This window comes from Nostoc sp. UHCC 0870 (assembly GCF_022063185.1).
In the GTDB taxonomy this organism is placed as follows: domain Bacteria; phylum Cyanobacteriota; class Cyanobacteriia; order Cyanobacteriales; family Nostocaceae; genus Trichormus.
In genome coordinates this window covers 202,501-221,741 of the sequence record NZ_CP091913.1, presented here as the reverse complement: position 1 = coordinate 221,741, position 19,241 = coordinate 202,501, and the positions used below count along the sequence as shown (strand labels likewise).

The window sequence follows — 19,241 nt, the reverse complement described above, 5'->3', positions numbered from 1 at the left end:
CTAACTCTACCCAATATTTTTGAATACATATTATGAATAAATCTCACAAAAAAATTCCCCCAGCCGGACAAGTGCGCCAAAGCCAAATCCTTTCTACCTTTGGGCCTGGGGCGATGGTAGACTTACCCGAACATTCCGTGTTAATTGCTGGTTTAAATCATTGGCGTGGTGAGAGAAGGCGCATCTTTGAAGACCGATTAGCAACTAGAGTTGCTGAAATTTTAGAAGTCAACAATATTAAGCTGTATGCGCCGCCAGTTGACGAACAAGACCCCAAAGCCCCCCGCACAGGGATTAATGCTTTCATGTTCCCTACTTGGTTTTTAGCCCAAGTCAAGGAAACTTGGTACGACACCAAAACCAAAAAAACATTCCGCACTCGCCCTCTGTTACCGTGGGGTAATTTGGTAAGTGGTAAATATCTGAGTGCCGAAAAAAAGTCTATACCAGTTGTACCTGTCCGCTTTGTGCAAGCCTGCGTTAAAGGTCATATTAGCGATATTGACTGGTATCGTTTTGCCCATAATGACGCTGAAAATAAGTGTCGAGGTCAGCTATGGTTAGACGAAGGTGGTTCAGGTAACGACTTCGCTGAGATTTATGTGCGTTGCGAAGCCTGTAAAAAACGCCGTCCCCTTGCCGATGCTACAGTCCGCAACGGTAAAGTGTTAGGCCCATGTCAGGGACATCGCCCTTGGCTTGGTTCTTTTGCCCAAGAACCTTACTGTATTCGTGAATCTACAGGTCTACCAGAATACAACCGCTTATTAGTTAGGTCTGCCAGCAACGCTTATTTTTCGCAAATTCTCAGCGTTATTTCCCTCCCTGACCTAGATGAGGGTTTACGAAATGCAGTGAATTTAGTTTACGAAGATTTTCTCCAATATGCGGAAAGCGTCAGCGATGTGAAAAAGGAGCGCAAAAAACAAAAGGTAGCTGTAGCTTTAGAACAATTTAGTGATGAAGCCGTCTGGGAAGAAGTACAACGGCGACAAAGTGGGCAAGGAAAACCACATAAAAGCATTAAGCAAGTGGAAATAGAGACATTGCTTTCTAGCTCCCTTGAAGTTGGGGAAGATGTCCCAGACAAAGATTTTTATGGTAGGTCGCGTAGTTTGGACAACTTACAGCCTGCGTTTGCCTCCTGCATTGAACGAATTGTTTTAGTACATCGTTTACGTGAAGTAATTGCCCAGGTGGGTTTTACTCGCTTTGAAGCGGAAATGCCAGATATCGACGGCGAACTTGATATCAGCGTCAGGCGTGCTTTGCTGGATATTGAAACTACTTGGGTTCCTGCAATTGAGAATAAAGGCGAGGGTGTATTTATTGCTTTCCGTCAGGAAGCTATTGAAGATTGGTTAAAACGAGAAGCCGTTAAAAAGCGGGGAAGAGAATTATCAAGAGGTTTTGATATCTGGTGTACGCGTAAAGGTATCGACCAGGAAAAAGAAAAAGTTAAGTTTCCTGGCTTGCCGTATATTATGCTGCATTCTCTATCACATTTATTAATTGTGGCTGTATCGTTAGAATGCGGCTATGCGGCTAGTTCCATCCGCGAACGCATCTATGCTGGTGAATCTGGTTATGGCATTCTTTTATACACTGGTTCAACTGGTTCAGAAGGGACTTTAGGCGGACTGGTAGAAGTTGGCAAACGCATTGAACACCATTTAGAAGTAGCCCTAGAGCAAGGAAGATTATGTTCCAATGACCCAGTATGCGCTCAACATCGCCCAGATAATGAGCAAGAGGAGCGTTTTCTGCACGGTTCGGCTTGTCACGGATGCTTGCTAATTGCAGAAACATCCTGCGAACGCCGCAACGAATTTCTTGACCGCGCCTTGGTTGTCTCTACAGTTGAAGGTTTTGGAGCAGAGTTTTTCCCCGAATAAACACAATGGCTTTTTTGCAACTGAGCCGCCCAACTTTACTGAAACTAGCAACAGCATTAGAAAACGGCAGGCTATCCCCTCCTTTTCTGATATCAGCAATCATTAACTACGTACCCGCAACTTTAAGTCAAATAGTAGTTGATGAACTTAATCATCTTACTGGTGAAGGCGTAAAATGCAGCTATATTGCTTATACCCTCCGCTTGCTAGCAGCAGAACGAAGCGCATCTCAACAAATACGCGATCGCATTGAGTTGGTATGGACTGGCCCAGAGGTGACTGGTTCTCAAAGCCGTGATACTAGCGTTGTTGTCCGCGAACTGTTTAGTAAAGCGAAAAAAAGTGTTCTCATCTCCAGCTTTGCCATTGATAAAGGTGAGAAAGCAAGAAAATTATTCCAGGTACTTGCGGAACGCATGGATGCCAACCCAGAACTATATGTACAAATGTTTCTTAACATCCAACGTCCACATCACAGCGAAGTAGCAGAGTCAGTATTATTGAGGGAATTTGCACGCACATTTCGCTGCGATATCTGGGTAGGGGAGAGATTACCAGAAGTCTATTATGATGTGCGATCGCTGGCAGTGGATGTTAAGCAAAAATCATCTCTCCATGCTAAGTGCATTGTTGTAGATGAGGAATCTGTGTTGATAACTTCAGCTAATTTTACAGAAGCCGCCCAGGAACGCAATATTGAAGCAGGTGTTTTGCTCACTGACTCAGCAACAGCCCAAGCGTTGCGCTTGCAGTTTGACAGTTTGTTGTCTCACAAAATACTGCGTCCTCTTCCTGGGATTTGATTGTTTTTGCGATCGCCTACAGTGAAGCGTAAGTCCATCGCACTTAAACTATATCAGCCTGAGAAATAACATTTCCTCCACCTTCATCTGGCAGATATTCCAATAGTTCCCCTGGTTGACAATTCAACGCCTTGCAAATGCCATTCAATCGTTCCGGTGCTAATCTTGGCATTTCATCAACCTTACGCAATCTATAAATTGAGTTTTCAGTTATACCAAGTATCATAGCTAAATCCTTATTTTTAACCCGCTTTCGCGCCATCACTTCATTTAATTTCCAGCGAATCACTTGATTCTCAGACATAGACTACATCACTAGTTTAGTCGCTGCTAGATGTAGATTTATCTACTCGTCAGTATTCTATTTAACAAGTAGATATATAACATTCTAAGTTTTATTAATCTACACTTGACGTAAATCTACGTGTCGCGTAGATTAAATGGTAGACAAAACAAATGCGATCGCTCTCCGGGAAGAGTCCGCGATCGCATTTTGTAAAACCCCATCGATGAGGTCATTCACATGATTCACAAGAGGCATTTGATGACCAAACTTTGACGCAATCAGAGTTTGAAGGATATGTTTACCAGCTAACTGACCCAACACCACCAGAAATAGAAATTGACTCTGTGACAGATGATTTTGGAGAACTTTATCGAGTTTGGAACGGTTCACAACTGTTAGGTACTTTTTATCAAAATCTTGAGGGTAAATGGATAGCGCAGCCTTGTAATAGAGATAAGAGACCTTGTTGTGATACTCCTTTACAAGCGCAGTTGCTCATCATAGCTGTTAATGGCTTGCTGGTTGCAGATGTAGCATAGAACCTTAAAAAATTTTCCCATCGCCTGGAGACGTGGTTCATACCCGTCTCTTTTTTATTTATGAATGGTAGTGCGATTGTCTATTGATCACACTACTTTGAAAGCTTTTTCTGAAGCTTCGCCATTTTAGCAAAAGACAAAAAACAATGAGGGCATTCACCTTCTGCCCAATCTGCGGGAATTGGGAAAGGTGTTTCACAATTAGTACATTTTGTTAATAAGCGTAAATTGTGGCGATCGCATTTAAGTTTATCCTTATACTGCCACTCAATGAGGTGACAAGGAGCTTCTGCATAGCAAGCACCACATAACCGAATTGGTCTGGGTTTCATAGTCATATCCTTTGGTGGCAGCATCTCATATAACCTCTCGACCTGCACACCAATCAGCTTACTCAAAGCTTTTAATTCCTCAAGACTCGGAAATGGATTGAAATAAAGCTTCTCCCATCGCGTTGTGATAGCACCAAGACCAGTAATTTTTCCTAAAGAATATCCTGAAGGAAGACTGTTAGCCTTAAATCGGCGCAAGCGTCCCAGATAATGACTGATGCTTTCATTTGGGTATGGCTCAACATAGCCCAACCTTGGCAGAATTTCATCATCTTCATTTATTGCTATTTCTGTTTTCTGGGGGAATGTATTTTCTGCCATACCGACTAGCGATTTTTTCTAAAATGCCCTGATCAACTTTGCCAAAGCCATTCTTGAGTGAATGTAAAACTGCCTTAGTGAGTATTTTGACTAGCAGTCCTATCCGCGCACCTGTACTTTCAGCTAGAACCTCAAATATAGTTCCCTCAGATAAATTAGAAGCTTCAGGCAGAGCCAGAATATCGAATTCAATTGTACTTAGTGTTTTCTTAAAATCATCGTATTCTAAGCGGTCAAACTCATACAGTGTTGGAAAGCTAGTCAACAAATCAAAATCGATCAAGATTTTATCTAGCTCCTGTCCTCCAACTAAGACGACAGGGACATGACATTCATCAAAAAGTTGCTTGAGGTCTAGCAGTGCTTCTTTTTGGAGATTTTCAGCATTGTCAATAATGACCTGTTCTATCCCAAATAATTCAAGACTACCAGCCAATCTTGGACGTAAATCTACCCGCTTACCTGTTGGAGCTGCGTGGTTAATATCCTTAAGAATTTGCGAAAATAGACGCTTGGAACTTGATGCTGACCAAGCTCTTACATAGGAAAGTTTTTTCCTTTCCTCTTCCCGATAGTAAAGAGACGCTCGGCTTTTCCCCACATCTCTGGGGCCAATTACTCGACCGCATTGTTTCAATATTCGCAACTCATCTAACCATCTGAAATATTCTGAAGCACGATCAGTTGGTATGAAGCAATTATTGAATATCTCTTCAACTTCAACGACTTTAGCAAGTTGAGCATTTAAATCTAGCTCAGGAGCTAAGGTTTCAACGGAGGACTGAATAGCAAGTTGCGATCGCGCCATAAATTACCAAATCTTCTTCAAATGTTGTTTACGCTTAGGGATAAGCAGCTTGTGTCTCTCCTGCTCTTGAGTGTCAGCTTGACCAGATACTTCTGGTTGCAGTTCTATTTTTTGAAGTTGTAGTTCTTCCCTTGAAACTCTCTCTGGCAATAGTTCCAGTTTGTCATCTTTCTTTGAAGAAACATTAGCTCTACTTTTCCTCAGTTCAACAACATTTGAGGTTTTCTTGGAAGCTGAACGTAGACGCTTTTGTTCTGAGCGTCTTTTTTCCTTTTTGTCTTCTTTACGTTCCTCTACAAGTTCCTTCCGTTTACCTAATGCTAATAAGGCATCGTAGTTAAAATGCTCCTTACGAGCTTGACTTCGCTCTTTATTCAAGGCTTTCAATTCTTCTACACTCAAATCATGGGTATCCATATTGACGGCATGAGCATAGCCCAAGAAATCTTCTCCATTATCATTAGTTTCGCAACTGTAGATATATAAAGTCAGGATATGATCTGGATCATATCTAAGTGTTACAAATTCACCTCTATATGCCTTGAGTGATTCTCCTCGATAAATCAGGTTCTCAAACTGTATAGATCCATGCGCTTGAACAACTCGTTGAGCTTCTTTCATCAAACAGATATCTAATTCTCGCTCATCCAAAGGTTCAGGTAGTTTTCTTCCCATTCCTGTAAACCATCGCTCAAATCTTGTTTCGCGGGGATCTTTGGGATATGGTTCGTGGTTATAAATATCACAAAAGAAACTAGCTAGGATCTTGTCTATATCTTGTATTGTCAAACACGCTTCTTTCTCTGCATTTTTGGGTCGTTCCTGAACATTTGCCCCTGTATAACCAGGTAAATCTTTGAGAACTTGAGTATTAATAGTTTTAAAAATGCGTTCTACAATACCGCCTTCAGGAGGGCGATCGCGTAGTTCACACTTAAATCCTAGTTTCTTTCCAATGGCTTTAAGATGTTTTGAGCGAAAATCTTTTCCACCATCAGTAAAAAAATATTGAAAAGGAGTTCCACATATCTCCCAAACTTTATTTAACTTATAATCATCAGGATAGTTTTTGGGCAAAATAGCGTGTCTTAAAGCTAAAGCCACCTCTGTAGAACCTGGTTGTTTGATCCATAAGCGGAAACCAACAATACAGCTTGAATAAGTATCCACAATAGTGGTTAGCCAAGGACGGTCAGACAATAAATTACCATCACTATCAACTATGAGAATATCCAGTTTGGTATGGTCGCATTGAATAATTTGGTTACTAAAGTCAGCCTTCAGTAGCTGTCCATCTCGTGTTACAACTGTCATCCAAGATCCTGAACCCGGATTTCTGACTTTCGTCTTCTGTTTATGTTGTGCAATTAGAGGCTCTAAAATCCTATAAACAGTAGCTTGATGAGGATAATCTCCTGGTTCCAGCTTCAGGTCAACGATCGCGTGTCGCTTTACTTCGCGAACTATAGATGCTGGTGAAATTGGATGTTTGTTTTTAATACTTTCTTCATAAATTGCTTTGATAAATTCTTGCCAGTCTTCACTGACTCGATGTTTTCCCTTATCTGAGCGTTGTACTCCTGATGATTCTGATAACTTGTCATCATGGTATTGCTTGAGGAGACGTTCTACCTGGCGAGTAGAAACACTAAGAGTATTTGCAATAGCCTGCTTTCTCTGAGACTTAATCGTGCGATTCGGTGATTCAGCAAGCCACTGGATCAGATTAAATGTCAGTTTATGCCTATCTGATGTTTCCAGAATAATTTGGGATGGATCTACAACAAAATTACTCTTGTCAAGAAAAATAGCATCTGGAGTCTGCGTTAATTCTTCCGTGAATTCAAATTGTTTGTCTGCCATTGGAGTGAAAAACACTCATGAATAATTAAGGTACTAATGTACCATTAATTGACTAAGAATGCGACATTTAATTTGAAAAACGCCTAAATATTAACAAACGACATTTAATGTGAGAATACAGGATTTACGACATAGAAAATGCGAATTAAACAAATTTATTTTCTGTTCTATTAGATAGCCTATAATTCTTGCAGGACAAACGTTTCAGTCATTTAGATGCTATTGCGACACTATATGCGAATTGCGACATTTAATTAGCGAATGTACATCTTTATTAGCTTCAAATTCTGGTTGTTCGCTCACACTCTTCAGCAATTCAACAATTAAAGGAGTATTTTTTTGAGTCATTTCTTCCCATACTTTACGAAGTACATCTTCGTTGGTATGTAGATGACATCGTATAGTTCTTAGGCTTGGACTCTTGAAACCCTTTTTAAGATCGCGGCTCATAGTGACAATATCTCCAGCAAATACACCCTTTTCTATTTGTGTGATTAAAACCAATCACCTATTTACCTTCACCAGACAACGATCGCCACTTGATGCGATCGCCATCTAAAAATTTCGGCGTTGTGGCAGTATCGGCAAAATCTGCTGACAACTTTGCAGAGAAGAAAGCTGCTCAAAATTAATACAAGCTAAGTAGCAAATATTACTTAAGTGGCGCATAGCTTGGACTTTCAAGATATAGCCGAATTTGACATTGCTGAACCTTTATTTAATGTTCAACAATGTTTTAAGTTTATCACGGAACATTTGCAAACCTTGTAAAACATTGTTAAACATTATTTAGCCTTGTAACAAGGTAGTGGGGTTATGATGAACTGGCGATAAATGTTTTAAAAATTAATGAGCCAGAGCGATCGCGTGCAAACTTCGATATATTTCCCCAAAGATATCCACGATGCTTTGGTGAGATGGGCGCAGGAAGAAGACCGTCCCATCAGTAATCTTGTGGTGCGAATTGTCAGTAAGGCAGTTGAAGAGCGAGAGAAGCAGAATCCACCGCAATAATATGTAGCTGTTGCATTTACGCCAACTTGAGCATTCCTGGGATACGATATATCCTCAGCCACTACATGAGCTAAGTCCTTGTGCGTGGTATGTTATTGGTTCTTTGCACAATGTAAAAACTTCAAGGCAAAGTGTCAGACGGGCTTGAGAACGTCTGGCAAAGTTGATCAGGGGAGGTCTTTTAAAGGCTACACAAAATGGCAATTAAGAAAAGTGAACTTTATAGTTCGTTATGGAAAAGCTGTGATGAACTGCGGGGTGGTATGGATGCCTCGCAGTATAAGGATTATGTACTGGTATTATTATTTGTTAAATATGTATCTGATAAATATGCTGGGGTCGCAGATGCGCTAATTGAAGTGCCTGAAGGTGGCGGATTTCAGGATATTGTTGCTCTCAAAGGATAGAAAGATATCGGAGATCGTATCAACACAATTATTACCAAGTTAGCCGAAGCCAATGATTTAAAAGGTGTCATTGATGTCGCTGATTTCAATAATGCCGACAAGCTGGGCAGAGGTAAGGAAATGCAGGATAGGCTTTCCAACTTGGTGGCAATTTTTGAAACCCCTGCTTTGAATTTTAGTAAGAACCGTGCTGATGGTGATGATATTTTAGGCGATGCTTATGAGTACCTGATGCGGAACTTTGCCACGCAATCGGGTAAAAGCAAGGGTCAATTTTATACTCCGGCGGAAGTGTCCCGTGTCATCTCTCAAGTTATTGGCGTTAATTCAGCCCAAAGCCAGAGTCAGACGATTTACGATCCGACTTGTGGTAGTGGTTCTCTGTTGTTAAAGTCGGCGGATGAAGCGGAACGGGGCTTAACTATCTACGGGCAAGAGATGGATAACGCTACCCGCGCCTTGGCTCGGATGAACATGATCCTGCACGGACACCCTACTGCTGAGATTTGGCAGGATAATACTTTATCAAGTCCTTATTTCAAAGATGCCGATGGTAGCCTGAAAACTTTTGATTTTGCTGTGGCTAATCCTCCCTTTTCCTCTAAGGCTTGGAGTAATGGACTTGATCCAGCTAAGGATGAGTTTCAACGATTTGATAACTATGGTATCCCTCCGGCTAAAAATGGGGACTATGCTTTTTTGCTGCACATGGTGCGCTCCCTGAAAAGTAATGGCAAAGGGGCGATTATTCTGCCGCATGGGGTGCTGTTTCGGGGGAATGCGGAGGCGGATATTCGGAAAAATCTCATTTGCAAGGGCATTATCAAGGGGATTATTGGACTACCGCCGAACCTGTTTTATGGGACGGGGATTCCTGCCTGCATTATTGTGTTAGACAAGGAAGATGCCGAGAATCGCCAAGGCATTTTTATGATTGATGCCAGCAAGGGGTTTGTTAAAGACGGCAATAAAAACCGTCTGCGGGAGCAGGACATTCATAAAATTGTTGATGTCTTCAACAAACAGCTTGAGGTGGCGAAGTATTCGCGGATGGTTCCAGTTCAGGAAATTGAGGGGAATGAGTACAACCTGAATATTCCGCGTTATATCGACTCTCAGGAAGAAGAAGATATACAGGATATTGAGGCGCATCTGTTGGGGGGGATACCGAAGCGAGATATTGAAGCTTTGAGCGATTACTGGCAGGTTTACCCGACGCTGCAACAGGAATTATTTGAGGCAGCGAATCGCCCAGGATACCTGATGCTCAAAATTCCAGGTTCAGAAGTCAAAGCTTGTATTTTTACCCATCCTGAATTTATCAGCTATGGGAAAGACATTCAAGCGGTTTTTGAGACGTGGCAAGGGAAACACACGCCTTTGCTCAAAGCCATCCAGCCGGGAGATAAGCCCAAGGCGATTATTTACGCGCTCTCGGAAGACTTGCTGCAAGGGTTTACGGGTAAAAGTCTGATTGATAAATACGATGTTTACCAGCACCTAATGACCTATTGGGTGGAAAGCATGAAGGACGATGTTTATATTTTGGTAGAAGATGGCTGGAAGGCAGAACTGACGGCGGTGACGAATAAGAAAGGTGTAGTAACAGATTATGTCTGCGAACTGATTCCCAAGGAGTTGATGATTAACCGCTATTTTCAAACTGAACAGGCAGCAATTGAAACTTTGGAAACGAAAAAGGATGAATTTGTCCGCCAGCAGGAGGAACTGCAAGAAGAACATGGCGGTGAGGAGGGTTTGCTGGAAGAAGTCACTAACGATAGTGGGAAAATCACTAAAGCGAACATCAATCTTCGCATTAAGGAAATTCAGAAAAATCCTCTTTTTGCGGATGTGGATGAGTTGAAAGTTCTAAAGTCTTATTTAAAATTGATTGAGTCAGAAGCGGAACTTAATAAAGAAATTAAAGAGGCTACCCAATCTTTACATAATCAGGGGTTAAAAAAATATCGGGAATTAACAGAGGATGAAATTAAAAACCTAGTAGTTGATGATAAGTGGATGCAGGCGTTAAGACAGGCGATCGCTTCAGAGATGGATCGAATTTCGCAACGGTTGGCGCAGAGGATTAAGGAATTGGCAGAACGATATGAGAAACCTTTACCACAGTTGACAACTCAGTTTGAGGATTTGACAACTAAGGTTGAGGCTCATCTTCAAAAAAATGGGGATGGTGTGGTGATGAGCATGGACATACCAGAAGGTTATAAAAAGACTGAGGTGGGGATTATTCCTAATGATTGGGAAGTTTATTATATATCTGAGATTGCTAAAAAAATAACTGACGGTGAACACGCTACCCCAAGAAGGACTACTGAAGGGTACTATTTACTATCAGCAAGGAATATTCATAATGGACGCATTGATTTGACTGATGTAGATTTTGTTGGTGAAGATGAATATCAAAGAATAAGAAAAAGATGTAACCCAGAACCTGATGATATAGTTCTGTCCTGTTCTGGAACTATTGGACGAGTATCAATTGTACCGTCTGGACTTGAATGTGTAATGGTTAGAAGTGCTGCACTTATAAAACCAGATAAAGCTAAAGTAAATAGTTATTTTATTCAATATATTTTACAATCCAGAGTTGGACAAATTCAAATTTTACAAAGTTTAAATCAAGGCGCTCAAGCAAATTTATTTCTTAATCATATTGAAGGCTTAAAGATTCCCCTTCCGCCGCTTCCCGAACAAAAAGCGATCGCCCAATCCCTCAGCGATGTCGATGCCTTGATTACAGAGTGCGATCGGCTAATCACCAAAAAGCGCAACACCAAGCAAGGCACGATGCAGGAACTCCTCACGGGCAAAAAAGCCTGGTTTTAGTGATGGGTACAGCTATAAGCAGACTGAGGTGGGAGTGATTCCTGAAGATTGGATAATTAAACCCTTAAAAACTGTTAGCTCTATGAATGGGCGTATCGGTTGGCAAGGCTTAAAGCAAGAAGAGTTTACTTTTAATGAAGGCGATCCTTTTTTGATTACAGGCATGAATTTTAAGGATGGAAAAATTAGATGGGGGGAGGTATACCATATTCCCGAAAAAAGATATCAAGAAGCAAAAAATATTCAATTAAAAGAAGATGACATTTTAATGACTAAAGACGGCACTATTGGGAAATTACTGTATGTAGAAAATATACCATTTCCTGGCAAAGCATCGTTAAATAGTCACTTGCTTGTTTTTCGTCCGCTAAATCATACTTATGAACCTAAATTTCTGTTTTACCAACTGAGTTCTAAGCAGTTTGCAGACTATGTTGACCTTAATAAGTCAGGCTCAACTTTTTTTGGGATAACACAAGAAGCTATAGGAAATTACAAAGCATATTTGCCTTCTCTCCCAGAACAAAAAGCGATCGCGCAAATCCTCAGCGATATGGATGCAGAAATTACAGCCTTAGAACAAAAGCGCGATAAATACAAAGCCATAAAACAGGGCATGATGCAAGAACTTCTCACCGGAAAAACGAGACTAATTAGCAGTTCTTGATTAACGTTAGGGTTTTCAACCGCCAATCTCTAGAATAGAAGCAAGAACAAAAGTTAAACCTTACTATGGAACACACTGCTACCAGCGAACTACCTGAAACCCTGCAACAAATATTTACAGAAATACAACGCACTAAAACACCTGTAACCGTCACCCATGACGGAGAACCCTTAGTTATTATCTATCCTGCCACCCCTCAACCCCAACGCCCAGCATTTGGAGCAATGAAGGGTAGCGGCGAAATATTGGGAGACGTGATTGCTCCAGTTATCCCTCAAACGTCTGAATCACGGATTAGACAGATTAAAGGATTACACGGAGTTAGAATCTGTGCCATCTTGTAATCCGTATCAATCCGTGATTCAGACAATGGGGGAAATTTGATGAACCAAGTCGGACAACCAGAACGCCAAACCCAAAACCGCATCGTGCAGATATTCCAGCAACAATTAAACTATCGCTATCTGGGTAATTGGCAAGACCGACTGAACAACAGCAACATCGAAACCGATATCCTCAGCACCTTCCTACGCGACAAACAAGGCTACAGCAACAGCCTCATCACCAAAGCCTTGTATGAACTCAACAAAGTCGCAGGCGACCAAACCAAAAGCCTTTATGACATCAACAAACAAGTTTATAGCCTCCTGCGCTATGGGGTTAATGTCAAAGAAGAAGTTGGCGAGAACACCCAAACCGTTTGGCTGATAAATTGGGAAGAACCTCTAGAAAATGATTTTGCGATCGCAGAAGAAGTCACAGTTAAAGGCGAAAACACCAAACGCCCAGATATCGTACTTTATGTTAATGGTATTGCGATCGGTGTACTCGAACTTAAACGCAGTACCGTTTCCGTATCTGAAGGCATCCGCCAAAACCTCGATAACCAAAAATCCATATTTATTAAATCCTTCTTTAATACCATGCAGTTTGTCATGGCAGGTAACGACACCGAAGGACTCCGCTACGCCACAATTGAAACCCCAGAAAAATACTTCCTCACCTGGAAAGAAGATACTAACAATGACATCGCCAACCCTTTAGATAAACACCTGCTGCAACTCTGCACCAAAAAACGCTTTTTAGAGTTAATTCACGACTTTATTGTTTTTGACAGGGGTATTAAAAAAGTTTGCCGCCACAATCAGTATTTTGGGGTTAATGCTGCCCAATCTTACCTCCGTCGCCGGGAAGGGGGTATTATCTGGCACACTCAAGGCAGAACTAAAGACCGCTTGCAAAGTGGTCATGGTAACGCCATGCTCGTCTCTGGTAGCATTTACCAAGCTTGTAAATATTACGAGTTATTCGTAAGTGCTGGTTTTAGCAAATGTGCCATTGTCACCTCCTACAAACCTTCCCCGAAAGACATCAAAGGCAAAAGTACAGGAGAAGAGGAACTGACGGAAAAATTACGCCAGTACGAAATTTATCAAAAAATGCTCAACGGTAAACCACCAGAAGTATTTGAAGATGACGTTAAAAAGAAATTTGTCGAAGAACCAGCGCAAATGAAGTTGCTGATTGTAGTCGATAAGTTGCTGACAGGATTCGATGCACCTTCTGCTACTTATCTCTACATCGACAAAACCATGCGCGACCACGGACTATTTCAAGCCATTTGTCGCGTTAACCGCTTGGATGGTGAAGATAAAGAATATGGCTACATCATCGACTACAAAGACCTATTTAAAAGCCTAGAAAAATCAATTAACGATTACACCAGCGAAGCATTTGAAGACTACGAACCAGACGACATTGATGGATTATTAAGTGATAGAATCGCCAAAGGCAGAGAACGCCTAGAAGATGTGAGAGAAAGCATCAAAGCCCTATGCGAACCTGTAGAGCGACCTCGTGATACCCATGCCTATATTCGCTATTTCTGCGGTGCCGATTCTGAAAACCCAGATATCATCAAAAAAAATCAACAACAGCGCATTGCCCTTTATAAATACACTTCAGCTTTAGTTCGAGCCTATGCTAATTTATCCAATGACATGGCAGAAGCAGGATACAGCAAGGCAGAAACTGAAGTAATTAAACAAGAAGTTAAGCATTACGAACAGGTACGCGCAGAAGTAAAGTTAGCCAGTGGCGATTACATTGACTTGAAAGCCTACGAACCCGCCATGCGTCACTTGATTGATACCTACATCGGTGCAGAAGACAGCGAAATAATTTCCGCCTTCGACGACATGACACTAATTCAGTTGATTGTCGAACGCGGTGCCAATGCAGTTGACGCACTACCCAAAGGCATCAAACAAAACCAAAAAGCTGTAGCAGAAACCATCGAAAACAACTTACGCAAAGTCATTATCGATCAACAACCAACCAACCCGAAATATTTCGACAAAATGTCCACACTGCTGGATGAGTTAATCCAAGCACGGAAAGCAGCCAGCCAAGACTATAAAGCCTATTTGCAGAAAATTGTTGCGTTAAGTAAACAAGTTGCTCAACCTAGCAACTCATCACAGTATCCTCAATCATTGAACTCTGCCGCTAAAAGGGCTTTATATGACAACCTTAATCAAGATGAAGTATTAGCTCTAGCGATAGATGAGCAATTCGCAAAACCAAAAAAGATAGTTGGCGAGGAAGCATAATCAAAGAACGCGAAGTGAAAAATGTCATTAAACAATATCTAAATTTGCCAGAAGATGTAGAACGCATTTTTGAAATAGTCAAAAGCCAAAGCGAGTATTAAAATGCACCAAATAACAGTCGGTGAACTCGTCATAGACGTTGCCAGAAAAAATATTAAAAACCTACACTTGGCAGTATATCCCCCTGATGGTCGAGTACGTATCGCCACACCCTTACACCTGGATGACCAAGCTGTGCGTTTATTCGCTATCTCCAAATTAGCCTGGATTAAAAAGCATCAAGCTAACTTTGCCACACAAGAACGCCAATCACCAAGAGAATTTGTTTCTGGTGAAAGCCATTATTTTCAAGGTAAACGCTATTTATTAAATGTCATCTATTGTCAGGGAACTCCCAAAGTAGAAATTAGAAACAATACATATATTGACCTTTATATCAAGCCAGGAAGTAATGAAGCGCAACGCCAACAAGTGATGATGTCCTGGTATCGACAGCAACTAAAACAGGAGATTCCCCCATTAATCGCCAAATGGCAAAAGAACATAGGTGTTCAGGTTGAAGACTGGGGGATAAAACTGATGAAAACCAAATGGGGTACTTGCAACATTCAAGCCAAACGCATCTGGCTCAACCTGGAACTAGCCAAAAAAGACAAGCTTTGTCTAGAGTATGTCGTAGTTCACGAAATGGTACATTTGTTAGAACGTCATCATGGCGATCGCTTCGTAGCTTTGATGAATAAATTTCTGCCCAATTGGAAATTTTACAAGGATGAATTAAACCGTTCCCCCCTTGGAAGTTATTGAGTTAGACTTTCAGCCAGATTTTGTTTATAAGGAGCAGGCGATCGCACTTCAGTTATACTTGCCGTCATTACACTCATCATTGAAAGAATTACAGGAATTTCTATAAAAGCTGAGATACAAAGAGTAATAATTTGAGCGATCGCAAACACTCTTATCAGTTACTACTTATATATACTAGTAATAACAAAATTTACCCTTAAGAAAACCAAACCCGTCATGTGTCTGACGGGTCTTTTGGAATCCTGGGTGCAGAATTAATAATTTCGTCTATCCATCGCCTGAGAGAATCATTTTCATCTCTCAGGCTGCGGTTTTTTCCAAGAGTTCGTTCTGAATTAATGCAACTTGCTGCTTGAGATTCTCCAATTCATTGTGCATTTTGGTTAAATCTGGCGTTTCGTGACGTTCTTCCGCAAGGTAAGAACGAATCCATCCCATAATTAATTCCGAAGCTGTTTTCCCTTCAGACTGAACTTTATCCATAAAAGCTTCCTTCGTCTCATCATCCATTCTGACGATGATTTGATTGTTCAGCTTTGTTGTCTGACGCTTTACCATGTTAGTTATCGTTTCAAACCTTAAATCTGTAATAACTCTATTTACCTCAATTTTGCAGGGTTTGAAAAATTTTGTAGTAACGGTCTTGTTTTAGTAGTAACAAGTAACTACAATATAGTAACAAAACAAAGGCGGTAAGCGTAGCCATGCCGTCAGGCTTATCGCCCAGTCGCCAAACCATGCGATCGCCTTTTAGTATTGCAATCTTACGAAGCAAATCATACAAAGGCTCAATCAAACCTCCAGACTTGATTCGTAAATAAGAAATTGCACTATCAATTTGCGTAAGATTTAATCGACGATGTTCTGGCAGAAATTTTATCTCCCAATCGTCTACGACTTCACTAATTTCTTCTTCAATTAAATTAGGAAACTCATAAGACTCTAAAAATGAGTCATGAACGCGCACGTATGGGAGACTTGCCCGTTCAAGAATATTGTCCCCTAAATAGTAAGTCCCAACTAAGATAACGGGGATTCGCATTTTGGTAAAAACATCAATTAGCTCATTAAAAGCTTCCAACGTTAAGTAGTCGGCATTACCAATGATGAGTATTTTGACACCGTATCCTTTAAGAGTTCCCCATGCACGCGATCGCAAATCTCGCAGTGTTCCAACATAAGCAAGCGGATGACCAATTTCTTCCAAAATAGAGCAGTACAAATCGGTTGGGCCACCATGCTGCTCAATTTCTGCATAGAGAACAGTTGCAGGGATTTCTAACAGCGTTCCTCTTCGTTTTACGTATTGCGTCCTGTACAGTTGGCAGGCTTTTAATAAGCCAGAACCAGTAGCGGAGGTAACATAACCACAGAGTTTTGCATCACGTTGGTCATCAAGCCAGTCAAACAATTCTGTATCACGGTCTAGGGGAAGGTAAGTGTTAGCTTTACCAATCCGCTCAACCTCAGTTTGGACTTCAGGCGATCGCCTCTGTTCCTCAGCAGTTTGAAAACCTGCATTAGACTGCTGCTGAAATTCCGGATTCGCTTGGGCTAAATTTGTTTCTGACATTGCACTTACCAATTATCCCTCATGAATTGATTCCAATCTTTGACATCTACTCTAGGTCGTCGTCTAGCTTTACTTATTTCATTAGCATCAGGTTTATTCTGTGTAAATTGCTTATCTATCGAATTTACAATGTTTGGTGAATCTGCGTCAAAACTGGTGTTTATTAAATTTTCTTCTGAAGTTGTAACTTCTTCTGGTATTTCATTTTCAGGAAATAATTCGACTACTTTGGACTTGTTAGTCTTAACCTCGTGTTTTTGTTGAGCTTTTTTCTGGCGTTGTCTGCGTCGCTCCTTACGAGTTTGTTCAACATCTTCAAATCTAGATAGCCGCTCGTTCAAAATAGAAGAATTATCAATTTCTTTACCTTCATCACGCAATTTTTTCTTAATGTAATTCAATTCAGCCAGAGACATCCTTTCCCGTTCACAATCTCTAGCTTGTATAATACCAAGAAACTCTCCTGGTTCACCGTTAATAGGTCGAGTATAAGCAAGAACTGTTGTAATATTACGCTTGTCATATCTTAAAGAAATTTGCTTGCCTCCATAATTTAGCAAGCAATCGCCTTGATATACCCAACCAAGAAAGTTTACAGAACCATATTTCTCTACATTGCGAATCGCAATTTTCATTAAACAAATGTCTAATTCACGTTCATCGATAAGTTCAGGTTCTTCTAGCAGAAAACTTGATTTCCATCGCTCAATACGTTTTTGATTTTTGACCCTTGGATAATCATGACGATTATAGTGGTCTACAAAATATCTCACTAATCTTTTCTCTAGCTCATCCAGCGTCAGACAGGCAGTCCTTTCTGCTTCTGGTGGACGTTCCTCAATACTGGAACCAGTGTATCCACCATATAATGACAGGATTTCTTTATTAATCTTGTCAAATATCGATTCAATTAAACCACCCGCTTGAGGAAAAGCACGCAAACGTCGTATAAAATTCAATTGTAGTGAAATTTGTTTTAAATGTTCTGACTTAAATTCCTTGGCACGGTCTGTCACTACATATTCAGGAATTCCACAAATCTCCCATATTTCTTGAAGCTCATATTCTGTTTCGTAGTGCTTTGGCAGAATTGCATGACGCAGAGCTAAACCAACTTCATGTGAGCCAGCAGCTTCAAACCCTAAATGAAAACCTGTAACGCAACCAGAATAACTATCCATTACCAACGTGATGTATGGACGACCAATAACTTGTTTGTCTTCTCCATCAATTAACAAAATATCTAATTTAGTATGGTCTATCTGCCAAATCTGGTTACTGTGGGTTATTTCTAAAATACCTTCAGTTGTTTGAATAATTTGTCCTTCTATAGGTGAACCAGGATGACGAACTGTACTATGTTTTTCTTCTAAATAGGAATTAATGACTTTATAAACAGTGACATGAGAAGGGTAATTTCCTATTATTAAATCTTCTCTTACCTGTGAGTATTCCTTAAATTTTTCATTATATTTCTGTTGTCGCAGCTTTTCTTCCTGAGAAGCTAAAGCTTTTAAATATCCAAAAATCTGATTGTGATTGATCCGAGAACCTTCTCTGTTACCCCATTTATGAAGGTTCACAATAAAATCATGCCACTGCTTGGAAATACGATACTGTCCCTTATCCTTGCGTCCAACAGCTAGAGTTGCCACTCCTACTTGTTCAACTTTCTCTATCATGCGCTTAATGGTTCGAGTGCTTTTACCCAGAGCTTTCGCTGCATCTGCGATCGCCTCCCTACGAGCTGCTTTGTTAGGTGCTTGACGAATAGCATCGATCAAGTCCACTTTTTTGAGATATTCTGGTGATTCTTCGTTAACTAGTAGATACTCTGTTTCTTTTTCCTCAGTTTGTGCTGTGTCTTCAGTCTCAAATACTGAAAAGGCTTGACTGGTAGACTTTCTGGGCATAAGCTACTCTTGAAAAATATGACATAATTTACTTTAAAATTTTACACTATTTATGACATCATTTGATTTAAAAATTTTTGATTGAGTGATTTGATGACAAAATCGCCAAAAGCCTTTACTAATAAAGGCTTTTGGCGATTGTTATTCTTCAATGCAAAGATGACAAAAATTCTTTAAAGTGGACAATAATTATTTAATGGACAACCCTACAATGAAGCGTTTATTTTACAAGTCGCATCTGTATTAGAAGCTCAAGGTGTTGTTTCAACATATAAAAAATACTAGCCAAACAAAAAGTCACCCTCCATAATTAGCGGGGATGACTTTTTGTATCGTAGTTAAAAATAGAACCTGGCACTGAGCGATTGTGGCGGGAGGCAACCCTCCAACTATCGTAGCCGCAGCAATGTTTCACCTCTGAGTTCGGGATGGGGTCAGTGTGGTGCCATCGCGCCATAAGCACCAGGAAAAACCGTTGGGTCAGAGACCCTGAAGACTGCAAGAAAAGCGAGAAGATGAATGATTAATTGTTGTGAGGTCAAGCCCTCGGT

Annotated in this window: 18 protein-coding genes and 2 rRNA genes (1 of these 20 running past the window's edge); 10 read left to right on the top strand and 10 right to left on the bottom strand. The window is 40.7% G+C overall.

The window, feature by feature from the left end; genetic code table 11:
• The first annotated feature begins 32 nt into the window (after positions 1 to 32).
• Both drmB and drmC read left to right on the top strand, forming a co-directional pair.
• The gene (drmB, locus tag L6494_RS00970; RefSeq protein ID WP_237991024.1) at positions 33 to 1,895 is read left to right on the top strand and encodes a DUF1998 domain-containing protein; all 1,863 of its coding nucleotides are present in this window, start codon (positions 33 to 35) and stop codon (positions 1,893 to 1,895) included.
• 5 nt (positions 1,896 to 1,900) lie between these two features.
• A complete protein-coding gene (gene drmC, locus L6494_RS00965; RefSeq protein ID WP_237991023.1) occupies positions 1,901 to 2,698 on the top strand; it encodes a DISARM system phospholipase D-like protein DrmC in 798 nt (265 codons plus the stop codon).
• A 43-nt stretch (positions 2,699 to 2,741) separates the two neighbouring features.
• On the opposite strand, the gene L6494_RS00960 is transcribed toward drmC, so the two are convergent.
• A complete protein-coding gene (locus L6494_RS00960; protein ID WP_237991022.1) occupies positions 2,742 to 3,002 on the bottom strand; it encodes a helix-turn-helix domain-containing protein in 261 nt (86 codons plus the stop codon).
• A 251-nt stretch (positions 3,003 to 3,253) separates the two neighbouring features.
• On the opposite strand from L6494_RS00960, the gene L6494_RS00955 reads away from it, so the two are divergent.
• Positions 3,254 to 3,523, top strand: a complete 270-nt coding sequence (locus L6494_RS00955; protein WP_237991021.1) for a hypothetical protein — start codon at positions 3,254 to 3,256, stop codon at positions 3,521 to 3,523.
• A 92-nt stretch (positions 3,524 to 3,615) separates the two neighbouring features.
• On the opposite strand, the gene L6494_RS00950 is transcribed toward L6494_RS00955, so the two are convergent.
• From L6494_RS00950 to L6494_RS00940, 3 genes are read right to left on the bottom strand one after another with little or no spacing between them, the layout of a single operon-like run.
• Positions 3,616 to 4,176: a TniQ family protein gene (locus L6494_RS00950; protein ID WP_237991020.1), complete on the bottom strand. Its 561-nt coding sequence runs from the start codon at positions 4,174 to 4,176 to the stop codon at positions 3,616 to 3,618.
• Complete coding sequence (locus L6494_RS00945) at positions 4,130 to 4,984, bottom strand: AAA family ATPase (protein ID WP_237991019.1); 855 nt, start codon at positions 4,982 to 4,984, stop codon at positions 4,130 to 4,132. The genes L6494_RS00950 and L6494_RS00945 overlap by 47 nt, the downstream gene beginning before the upstream one ends.
• Before the next feature lie 3 nt (positions 4,985 to 4,987).
• The gene (locus L6494_RS00940) at positions 4,988 to 6,847 is read right to left on the bottom strand and encodes a transposase family protein (protein ID WP_237991018.1); all 1,860 of its coding nucleotides are present in this window, start codon (positions 6,845 to 6,847) and stop codon (positions 4,988 to 4,990) included.
• A gap of 849 nt (positions 6,848 to 7,696) precedes the next feature.
• Between L6494_RS00940 and L6494_RS00935 the strand changes: the two genes are divergently transcribed.
• From L6494_RS00935 to L6494_RS00905, 7 genes are all read left to right on the top strand, one after another.
• Entirely contained in the window at positions 7,697 to 7,861 is a 165-nt protein-coding gene (locus L6494_RS00935) for a ribbon-helix-helix domain-containing protein (RefSeq protein ID WP_010996845.1), read from the top strand.
• A 197-nt stretch (positions 7,862 to 8,058) separates the two neighbouring features.
• Complete coding sequence (locus L6494_RS00930) at positions 8,059 to 8,268, top strand: type I restriction-modification system subunit M N-terminal domain-containing protein (protein ID WP_237991017.1); 210 nt, start codon at positions 8,059 to 8,061, stop codon at positions 8,266 to 8,268.
• Positions 8,269 to 8,274: 6 nt separating this feature from the next.
• Positions 8,275 to 11,118 (top strand): type I restriction-modification system subunit M, encoded by a 2,844-nt coding sequence (locus L6494_RS00925; protein ID WP_330911083.1) that lies wholly within the window; start codon positions 8,275 to 8,277, stop codon positions 11,116 to 11,118.
• A 34-nt stretch (positions 11,119 to 11,152) separates the two neighbouring features.
• Complete coding sequence (locus L6494_RS00920; RefSeq protein ID WP_237991016.1) at positions 11,153 to 11,785, top strand: restriction endonuclease subunit S; 633 nt, start codon at positions 11,153 to 11,155, stop codon at positions 11,783 to 11,785.
• A gap of 65 nt (positions 11,786 to 11,850) precedes the next feature.
• Positions 11,851 to 12,129, top strand: coding sequence for a type II toxin-antitoxin system Phd/YefM family antitoxin (locus L6494_RS00915; RefSeq protein ID WP_237991015.1), 279 nt, complete (start codon positions 11,851 to 11,853; stop codon positions 12,127 to 12,129).
• Between the two features lie 39 nt (positions 12,130 to 12,168).
• Positions 12,169 to 14,397, top strand: coding sequence for a type I restriction endonuclease (locus L6494_RS00910; protein ID WP_237991014.1), 2,229 nt, complete (start codon positions 12,169 to 12,171; stop codon positions 14,395 to 14,397).
• Between the two features lie 102 nt (positions 14,398 to 14,499).
• Positions 14,500 to 15,204: a M48 family metallopeptidase gene (locus L6494_RS00905; RefSeq protein ID WP_237991013.1), complete on the top strand. Its 705-nt coding sequence runs from the start codon at positions 14,500 to 14,502 to the stop codon at positions 15,202 to 15,204.
• On the opposite strand, the gene L6494_RS00900 is transcribed toward L6494_RS00905, so the two are convergent.
• The 6 genes from L6494_RS00900 to L6494_RS00875 all read right to left on the bottom strand — a co-directional run.
• Positions 15,198 to 15,353 carry a hypothetical protein gene (locus tag L6494_RS00900; protein WP_237991012.1) on the bottom strand — a complete coding sequence of 52 codons (156 nt, stop codon included), beginning with the start codon at positions 15,351 to 15,353 and terminating at the stop codon, positions 15,198 to 15,200. The two genes, L6494_RS00905 and L6494_RS00900, sit on opposite strands and share 7 nt — an antisense overlap.
• Before the next feature lie 151 nt (positions 15,354 to 15,504).
• Positions 15,505 to 15,762 (bottom strand): hypothetical protein, encoded by a 258-nt coding sequence (locus L6494_RS00895; RefSeq protein ID WP_237991011.1) that lies wholly within the window; start codon positions 15,760 to 15,762, stop codon positions 15,505 to 15,507.
• A gap of 46 nt (positions 15,763 to 15,808) precedes the next feature.
• On the bottom strand, positions 15,809 to 16,777 hold the full coding sequence (locus L6494_RS00890; RefSeq protein WP_237991010.1) for an ATP-binding protein: 969 nt from the start codon (positions 16,775 to 16,777) through the stop codon (positions 15,809 to 15,811).
• 5 nt (positions 16,778 to 16,782) lie between these two features.
• The gene (locus L6494_RS00885) at positions 16,783 to 18,690 is read right to left on the bottom strand and encodes a Mu transposase C-terminal domain-containing protein (RefSeq protein WP_237991009.1); all 1,908 of its coding nucleotides are present in this window, start codon (positions 18,688 to 18,690) and stop codon (positions 16,783 to 16,785) included.
• 349 nt (positions 18,691 to 19,039) lie between these two features.
• Positions 19,040 to 19,157: ribosomal RNA gene (rrf, locus tag L6494_RS00880) — 5S ribosomal RNA — on the bottom strand.
• Positions 19,158 to 19,224: 67 nt separating this feature from the next.
• Positions 19,225 to 19,241 (bottom strand): 23S ribosomal RNA (locus L6494_RS00875) (it continues 2,815 nt past the right edge of the window).